Genomic DNA, 8,024 nt, shown 5'->3' with positions numbered 1-8,024 from the left:
GGCTCAATCGGCCCGCCAGCCGGAGGGTCGTGTGGAAATCGACCGCGCGGGGCAGCCTGTCTCGTCGAAACGGTAAACTCATTCGCAACCGGGCGAAGCCTGGCTGTCCCGCTCTCTCCCCACCCGCTCGGTCACGAGCGGCGAAGAGTCATGCCTGCACTCTCCCTCCCCGCCTCGGGGAGGGAGAACCGTCACAGAACCCTGATGACCGTCGGCTATGTCCCGCGTAAACCCCCTGCCCGTCCCGGAGTCTCCCATGCGTCTGCAGCGTCGCGATCTTCTCACCGGCTCCGCCGCCGCCCTCGCCTTCTCCGGCCTGGCCCGCAGCGTCAGCGCCCAGACGGCGGCGACCGAAGAGACCTACGTCAACCAGGTCCACGGCTACGGCCCCTTGGTCCGCGATCCCAACCGCCTCCTCGACCTGCCCGAGGGCTTCACCTACCAGGTCATCTCCCAGAGCGGCGACACCATGGACGACGGCCTGTTCGTCCCCGGCCAGCCCGACGGCATGGGCTGTTTCGATCTCGGCGACGGCAAGGTCGCCCTGGTCCGCAACCACGAGCTCAAGGGCTCCAGCGGTCTGCACCGCAACCTCGGCCCCGGCGGCTTCCATCAGGAGCGCATCGGCCTGCTCGACCCGGCGAAGGGCTATGACACCTACAAGGACGGTCGCCCCCTGCCCGGCGGGACGACGACCCTCGTCTACGATCTCGAGAGCCGCCGGACCGTCAGCCAGCACCTGTCGCTGGCCGGCACCTCGACCAACTGCGCCGGCGGCCACACCCCCTGGGGCAGCTGGCTGACCTGCGAGGAGACCGAGGACACCCCGGCCGACGCCGATGTGACCAAATCCCACGGCTATGTCTTCGAGGTCCCCGCCGCCGCGACCGGCCTCGTCGATCCCGTGCCGTTGAAGGCCATGGGCCGGTTCGATCACGAGGCCGTCTGCATCGATCCCCGCACCGGCGTCGTCTATCTGACCGAGGACAAGAACGACGGCCTGTTCTACCGCTTCATTCCGACCACGCCCGGCAAGCTGATCGACGGCGGCCGCCTGCAGGCCATGGCCTTCAAGGGCAAGCCCGGCGCCGACACCACCAACCAGGAGGCCCGCGAATGGGCCGTCGGCGACTGGCGCGAGGTGGTCTGGATCGACATGGACGAGGTCGAATCGCCGAACGCCGACCTGCGCTTCCGCGGCCATGCCGCCGGCGCCGCCCGGGTGGCGCGGGGCGAGGGAATCTTCTGGGGCGAGGGCGAGCTGTACATGACCGCCACCTCGGGCGGGCCGCTGCGCCGGGGCCAGATCCTGCGCTACGTCCCCTCGCGCGACGAGGGCCGCCGCGGCGAGACCCGCCGTCCCGGCCGACTCCAGCTGTTCCTCGAAAGCGCCGACCAGCGGACCCTGAACATGGGCGACAACCTGATCGTCGCCCCCTGGGGTCATCTGATCGTCTGCGAGGACAACTACTCCTCGGACATCCGCAACCACCTCAAGGGCGTCACCCCGGACGGCAAGGCCTATACGATCGGCCGCAATGTCTTCGCCGGCAACAGCGAGTTCGCCGGCGCGGTCTTCTCGCCTGACGGCCAGGTGCTGTTCGTCAACATCATGTACCCCGGCATCACCCTGGCGATCAGAGGCCCCTGGACCTCGGTCCGGACATGAACAGGCGCGGTTGCGACCGGCGGACCAGCCACAGGTTCACCGTCGCGACCGCCAGCACCAGCGCCGCCCCGGCCTGATGCAGGGCGCCCAGCCACAGCGGCACGGCGTTGATCAGGGTGACGATCCCCAGCGCCGCCTGCAGCCACAACGCCAGCGCCAGAACAAACGCCGCCGCCCCCAGCCCCTCGGCCAGCCGCCAGCGCCACGCCTGCACCGCGTACAGCGTGCCCCCGATCAGCAGGCCATAGGCCACGAGCCGGTGATTGAACTGCACCAGCGCCTGGTCGTGCAGGAAGGCCAGACCGCCCATGCCCCACTCCACCGGCGCCAGCCACTCGCCGTTCATCATCGGCCAGTCGGTGTAGACGAAGCCCGCCTTGGCCCCCGCCACCAGCCCGCCCAGCAGGCACTGCAGGAAGACCGCGCCCAGCAGGATCGCCGCCCCCCGGCTCCATCCGACCGGATGGCGCGAATGCTCCTCGCCATTCCAGGCCTCCAGCCCGGTCCAGATCAGCCCCATGAAGATCAGCAGGGCCAGACCGAGGTGCGTCGCCAGCCTTTCCGGCGCGACATCGACCCGCTCGCTCAGACCGCTGGACACCATCCACCAGCCGATCAGCCCCTGCAGACCGCCCAGCGCCAGCAGCACCCCGCAGCGAACGATCAACCGTCGCGGCATCCGCCCCAGCGCCAGGAAGACCGCGAACGGCAGGGCGAACACCACCCCGATCAGCCGTCCCAGCAGCCGGTGGAACCACTCCCACCAGAAGATGCCCTTGAACTCGCCCAGGGTCATGCCGGCGTTGACCTGCTCGTACTGCGGGATGGTCCGGTATTTCTCGAACGCCTCGGCCCAGTCCGCCGCGTTCATCGGCGGCAGGGCGCCCATGATCGGCTTCCATTCGGTGATCGACAGGCCCGATCCGGTCAGCCGGGTGACCCCGCCGACCACCACCATCGCGAACACCAGCGCCGCCGTCACGAACAGCCAGACGGCCACCGCCCTACTCTGATCGCCCCCGATGAAACGCTTCATTCGACGCCCGCTATCCCGACCGTTACACTGAGCGGCGCGCCGCTGGTCCGGCGCCCGATTGAGCGGTATGCCCGCCCAACGGGGCGAGATCGAGTCGGTTTTCGGCGTCGGGGCGCCGCAGGTCAGGAGAACGCGGTTGCCATACGCCGACATCGTCATCGCCATTCTCGGCGCCTTCGCCCTGGCCTGGGCCGCCGACCAGGTGACCGGCCGCCGCGGCCTGTTCGCCACCTCGCTGGTCTCGGGCGTCGCCACCGTCGCCGGCTGGTTCCTGGCCGTGCGGGTCTTCGCCGTCTCGACCATGGACGGCTGGATCTGGGTCGGCTGGTCTCTGGCCGCCTCGGTCATCGCCCTGGCCGCCTTCTTCCTGTTCCGGAACAAGCGCTGAGATGGGTCCTCGCACCCGCCGCTTCATCGCCATGCTCGGCGTCCTGGCCTTCCTCGTGTTCTGGATCTGGGGCGCCATCGCCCTGCGCGGCGCCCTGCCGCCGGGACAGCTCATCGACCTCGTGGTCTACGCCGTTGCCGGCATCGGCTGGGGCGTGCCGCTCTATCCGCTGTTCAAATGGGCCGAGGGCGGCCGCCGGAAATGACCGTCCGGGTCGCTCTGGCGACTATCGAGTTGGGGACCGGGTCAAGGGAAGATGGTCGGAGCGACAGGATTCGAACCTGCGACCCCTTGACCCCCAGTCAAGTGCGCTACCAGGCTGCGCCACGCTCCGAGAGGCGCTCCCTATAGACGGGGCGCCGTCGCCCCGCAAACCCAAAAGCGACCGGTTAGGCTGTTCTCGAAAGAACGGCCTCGATCCGCGCCCGCGCGCCTTCCAGTTCGGCCAGAACCTGACGCAGGCGGACCGACGAAGTTCCGGTGGCGGCCGGCGGGACGGACGCCGCAGCAGCGCCGTTCTCGGGCTCGAACGTCACCGCGCCCTCCGGATCGCCATGGACCGCCAATCGCTTGAGGCCCTGCTCGCGGTGCAGCTTCTGGACGCCCTTGATGGTCAGGCCGTCCTCGTGCAGCAGCCGCTTGACCGCCTTCAACAGCACCACGTCCTGCGGGCGATAGAACCGCCGCCCCCCAGCCCGCTTGAGCGGCGTGATGAAGCTGAATTTGGTTTCCCAGAAGCGCAGCACATGCTGCGGCGACCCGACCTCGTCAGCGGCCTCGGAAATGGTCCGGAAGGCGTTGGGGCTCTTGGCCACGGGGCGTCAGGCGCTCACGACGGCGTCGTGAACCCGGCCCTTCATGATCTGGGAGGCGCGGAAGCTGATCACCCGGCGCGGGTGGATCGCCGCCGGTTCGCCGGTCTTTGGATTGCGCCCCATCCGGGCCCGCTTGTCGCGCACCTGGAAAACGCCGAAGCCCGACAGCTTGACCGTCTCCCCGCGTTCGAGCGACTCGATGATCAGCTCCAGCGTCCGCTCGACCATGGCCGAACACTCCTGTCGCGACAGGCCGACCTCCTCGTGGACCGCCTCACACAGGTCCGCCCGCGTCAGGGTCTGGTGCTGAGCCAATGGTCCGCTCCCCTCAAAAAGTCCGTCGTGCGCATAAAAGAGCAAGCGCCTTCAAATGGAAAGGCGAAATGCGCCCTACAGGCGAAAGGCGCAGGCGCCCCAGGTCAGTCCGCCGCCCATGGCCTCCATCAGAACCAGATCGCCGCGCTTGATGCGGCCGTCCCTGATCGCTGCATCGAGCGCCAGCGGGATCGATGCGGCGGAGGTGTTGGCGTGCGTGGCCACGGTCGAGATCACCTTGGCCTCGTCGAGGCCCAGCCGGTCGCCGACGCCCTTGATGATGCGCTGGTTGGCCTGGTGCGGCACGAACCAGTCGACATCGGCGATCTCGATGCCCGACGCCTTGCAGCAGGCGGTGATGGCTTCGGCGATGTTGACCACGGCGTGGCGGAACACCTGATTGCCGGCCATGCGCAGATGTCCGACCGTGCCCGTGGTGGCCGGTCCGCCGTCGACGTAAAGCAGGTCGGTCTTGGATCCGTCGCACCGCAGGGCGAAGCCCAGAAGGCCCTGATCGGCCTTGGTCCCCTGCCCCTCCCGCGGCTCGACGACGACCGCGCCGGCGCCGTCGCCGAACAGGACGCAGGTGGAACGGTCGGTCCAGTCCATCAGCCGCGTCATCTCCTCGGCGCCGATGACCAGGGCGCATTTCGCCAGGCCGCGTGCGACGAAGCCGTCCGCCACGCTCAGCGCATAGACGAAGCCGGAGCAGACCGCCTGGACGTCGAAGGCGATGCAGGTCGGAATGCCCATCTTGCGCTGGACGATCGAGGCCACAGACGGAAAGGTCATGTCCGGCGTCGTCGTCGCCACCACGATCAGGTCGATGTCCTCGGGACTGCGACCGGCGTCGATCAGCGCCCGCTTCGACGCCTCGACCGCCAGGTCGCTGGTCGGCTGGTCGTCGCGCGCCCTGTGCCGCTGGCGGATACCGGTCCGCTCGACGATCCACTCGTCCGAGGTGTCGACGATCTTCGCCAGGTCGGCGTTGGTCACGACCTGTTCCGGCAGATAGGAACCGACGCCGGTCACGACGCTGCGAATGACGCTCACTGGGGGGTCTCCATGGCCACGCTGTCGACGGCCGGCTGTTCCAGAACGATGGTCAGCCGGTTCAGGCTCTCGCTGACCTTCTTCAGATAGTCGCTGCGGGCCAGGTCGACAGCGATGCGGATCGCATTTCCATATCCCTTGGCGTCGGCGCCTCCGTGGCTCTTCACCACAATGCCGTTCAGGCCCAGCAGCGGTCCGCCGTTGATGGCGCTGGGATCGATCTTCTGGCGCATCCGCCGCAGGGCCGGCAGGGCCAGCAGGGCGCCGGCCTTGGCCGACACGCTGGAGGTCAGGGCCTCTTTCATCAGCGCCGATATGAACCGCGCCACGCCCTCGGCGGTCTTCAGGGCGATATTGCCGGTGAAGCCGTCGGTGACGACCACGTCGACCGTGCCCTTGGCGATGTCGTCGCCCTCGACAAAGCCCTTGTAGGCCAGGCCGAAACCGCCCTCGCGCAGGATGCGGGCGGCTTCGCGCACCTCCTCATGCCCCTTCATGTCTTCGGAGCCGACATTGAGGATGCCGATGGTCGGCCTGTCGCCGCCATGGACGGCCGCATGAAAGGCCTCGCCCATGATGGCGAACTCGACCAGTTGCTCGGCGTCGCTCTCGACATTGGCGCCGACGTCCAGAACGGCGGTGACGCCCCGCAGCGTCGGCCAGCTGGCGACGATGGCCGGACGCTCAAGCCCATGGGCCGACATGCGCAGGAGCAGCTTGGAAATGGCCATCAGCGCGCCGGTGTTGCCGGCCGAGACGACAGCGCCCGCCTCGCCTGACTTCACGGCCTCGATGGCGTTCCACAGGCTGGACCCCTTGCCCCGGCGCATGGCCTGGGCGGGCTTCTCGGTCATGGCCACGACCTTGTCGGTGTGGCGCACGTCGCAGACGTCCTCGCCGAGACCGTTCTTCGCCATCTCTGCCCGGATCGACGCTTCGTCGCCATGCAGCAGGAAGCGTACGCCGGCGCCGCCGTGGCGTTTCCGATAGTCGCGCACCCCGGCGACCACGACCGGCGGACCGTGGTCCCCGCCCATGGCGTCGAGCGAAATCAGAACTGGGGATGACAAGCCGTTTCGACTCCGTCGCGCCCTGCCCGGCGCTTGTCTGGGGCGACGATAGCGCCGCACCGGGGGGATGCAACCGCGCCGCCCTTGCGTCAACCTTCGTCGGAGGGCCGCAGCTGCTTCAGGACGGCGAAGGGCGAGATTTCGGCGGGCTCCGGCGGCTGCACGAATTCGGCCCCGGGCTTGCGAGGGAACGGGTCCAGCCGGAGGGCCAGCTGTTCGACCGCATACTGACCCAGATCGACCTGCCCGCCCTCGATCGGATCGGGCGATTCGTCGTCCAGGGTGATGACGATCTCATCGGAGTCCTCATCCACAGCTTCGGCGAGGGCGATGGAGAACGGGGCGTCGATCTCGACCGGCAGCGGCTCCAGGGTGATGCCGCAGATCTGGGCCAGGCTGGCTTTTACCCGTCCGGACAGCCGCCAGCCGCCGGGCGCCGGGGCGAGCGTCATCTCGGCGATGAAGGAGTCCAGGGAGGCCAGGTCCAGGGCCTTGGCGATCCGGCCCCGCGTCGCCGCGTCCGGCTCGAGCGTGCGGCTCACACCCGCGCCCACCTGATGCAGGCGCACCGGTTCGCTGTAGGGCAGGTCCATGCCGCTCATGACTTGATCTCCGCCCAATCCGGCGCCGCCGTCACAGCGGCGAACGCCTGCGCCGCCAGCCGGGCGCGGCTGGCCAGCGCGTAGGCCGCCAGCACTTCGCCGGCGGCCGGGTCATCACTCTCGAAAACATTGCGGGCCAGGCCTGCGGCCAGGGCGGCCGCATCTCCATCGCGCAGGGTCGGCTCGTAGGTCGTCATCCGGCCGTACAGGGCCTCGCCCAGCTTGCGCATCTTCTTGCCGACCGAAATGTCGCCGACCCCGAGCTCCCGAAGGGCATGGTCCAGGGCGGACACATAGGCGTCGAACAAGGCCTGGGCCGCCTCTGCACCGCGTTCGCCTTCGTCCCGGAGCCGCATCACCAGCAGCAGGACATGCAGGGTGTAGAGTTCGAATCGGGCGTCGATCCGGTCGGCGACCCCCAGCGTCGTGTAGAATGCGGGTTCCCGCGCCTGCCGCACCGCCAGTTCATACAGGGGCTCGCCGAGGCGCTCGCGGGGACGGGGTCGGAAGAGATTCTGAAGCATGATCATGCGGCCCCTTTTCCGCCGCGCCGTTGAACTAAGGCTCGGGTCCGGTTAGGTCAAAGACCTTGTTCTCTCGCAGGCGCCGTCCATGCTCCGTACCAAGCTCCTTTTCGCCGCCCTGTCGGCCGCCGCCCTGACCGCAGCCTGCGCTCCGGTCGTCGGCCAGAACGGCTTTCAGGCCATCGACGCCAAGCCAGCCGACATCGTGGCGGGGACCGACACCAAGCAGACCGTCCTGACCAAGCTCGGCACGCCGTCGACGACCTCGACCTTCGAACGCGACAACATCTGGTACTACATCAGCCAGGTGACCGAGAAATACACCTACAACAGGCCGCATGTGACCCAGCGGACGGTGACCGAGATCACTTTCAACGACACCGGCCAGGTCGCCGAAGTCCGCACCCTCGGACTCGATGACGGTCAGCAGATCGCCATGAACGGGCGCGAGACCCCGACGCGGGGCCGCCAGCTGACGATCCTTGAACAACTGCTGGGCAACGTCGGCCGCGGCCAGCTGCCGCGGACGGATGAGAACGAACCGGGCCAGCG

11 protein-coding genes and 1 tRNA gene are annotated in these 8,024 nt (G+C 68.5%); 4 read left to right on the top strand and 8 right to left on the bottom strand.

The genetic code is table 11. From position 1 onward, the window contains the following. The first annotated feature begins 256 nt into the window (after nt 1-256). The gene (locus tag RDU12_RS09365; protein ID WP_308684504.1) at nt 257-1,669 is read left to right on the top strand and encodes an alkaline phosphatase PhoX; all 1,413 of its coding nucleotides are present in this window, start codon (nt 257-259) and stop codon (nt 1,667-1,669) included. Here the strand turns inward: RDU12_RS09365 and RDU12_RS09360 are convergent. Next, nucleotides 1,638-2,705, bottom strand: coding sequence for a COX15/CtaA family protein (locus RDU12_RS09360; RefSeq protein ID WP_300291160.1), 1,068 nt, complete (start codon nt 2,703-2,705; stop codon nt 1,638-1,640). The genes RDU12_RS09365 and RDU12_RS09360 overlap by 32 nt on opposite strands. 136 nt (nt 2,706-2,841) lie before the next feature. Here RDU12_RS09360 and RDU12_RS09355 point away from each other — a divergent pair, with 136 nt between their 5' ends. Beyond that, complete coding sequence (locus tag RDU12_RS09355) at nt 2,842-3,093, top strand: transglycosylase (RefSeq protein ID WP_300291159.1); 252 nt, start codon at nt 2,842-2,844, stop codon at nt 3,091-3,093. 1 nt (nt 3,094) lies between these two features. Beyond that, nucleotides 3,095-3,298, top strand: a complete 204-nt coding sequence (locus tag RDU12_RS09350; protein WP_300291157.1) for a DUF2842 domain-containing protein — start codon at nt 3,095-3,097, stop codon at nt 3,296-3,298. 52 nt (nt 3,299-3,350) lie between these two features. Here RDU12_RS09350 and RDU12_RS09345 read toward each other — a convergent pair. The 7 genes from RDU12_RS09345 to RDU12_RS09315 all read right to left on the bottom strand — a co-directional run bounded on the left by RDU12_RS09345 (nt 3,351) and on the right by RDU12_RS09315 (nt 7,478). Further along, nucleotides 3,351-3,427: transfer RNA gene (locus tag RDU12_RS09345), tRNA-Pro, on the bottom strand. 55 nt (nt 3,428-3,482) lie between these two features. Continuing rightward, complete coding sequence (locus RDU12_RS09340; RefSeq protein ID WP_300291155.1) at nt 3,483-3,908, bottom strand: MerR family transcriptional regulator; 426 nt, start codon at nt 3,906-3,908, stop codon at nt 3,483-3,485. A gap of 6 nt (nt 3,909-3,914) precedes the next feature. Next, entirely contained in the window at nt 3,915-4,223 is a 309-nt protein-coding gene (locus RDU12_RS09335; RefSeq protein ID WP_259551353.1) for an integration host factor subunit alpha, read from the bottom strand. A gap of 75 nt (nt 4,224-4,298) precedes the next feature. Further along, complete coding sequence (locus RDU12_RS09330; protein ID WP_300291152.1) at nt 4,299-5,276, bottom strand: beta-ketoacyl-ACP synthase III; 978 nt, start codon at nt 5,274-5,276, stop codon at nt 4,299-4,301. Then, complete coding sequence (plsX, locus tag RDU12_RS09325) at nt 5,273-6,346, bottom strand: phosphate acyltransferase PlsX (protein ID WP_300291150.1); 1,074 nt, start codon at nt 6,344-6,346, stop codon at nt 5,273-5,275. Before plsX ends, RDU12_RS09330 begins: the two co-directional genes overlap by 4 nt. Nucleotides 6,347-6,435: 89 nt before the next feature. Next, the gene (locus RDU12_RS09320; RefSeq protein WP_300291148.1) at nt 6,436-6,948 is read right to left on the bottom strand and encodes a DUF177 domain-containing protein; all 513 of its coding nucleotides are present in this window, start codon (nt 6,946-6,948) and stop codon (nt 6,436-6,438) included. Next, on the bottom strand, nt 6,945-7,478 hold the full coding sequence (locus RDU12_RS09315; RefSeq protein ID WP_308684503.1) for a ubiquinol-cytochrome C chaperone family protein: 534 nt from the start codon (nt 7,476-7,478) through the stop codon (nt 6,945-6,947). The genes RDU12_RS09320 and RDU12_RS09315 overlap by 4 nt, the downstream gene beginning before the upstream one ends. Nucleotides 7,479-7,560: 82 nt before the next feature. Here RDU12_RS09315 and RDU12_RS09310 point away from each other — a divergent pair. Beyond that, nucleotides 7,561-8,024 (top strand): outer membrane protein assembly factor BamE (locus tag RDU12_RS09310; protein ID WP_308684502.1); only part of this gene is annotated, 464 nt, incomplete at its 3' end.

This window comes from Brevundimonas sp. (assembly GCF_031082345.1).
Lineage (GTDB): Bacteria > Pseudomonadota > Alphaproteobacteria > Caulobacterales > Caulobacteraceae > Brevundimonas.
Note: the sequence above shows the minus strand (reverse complement) of the source record. Positions and strands in the feature narration are given on the sequence as shown.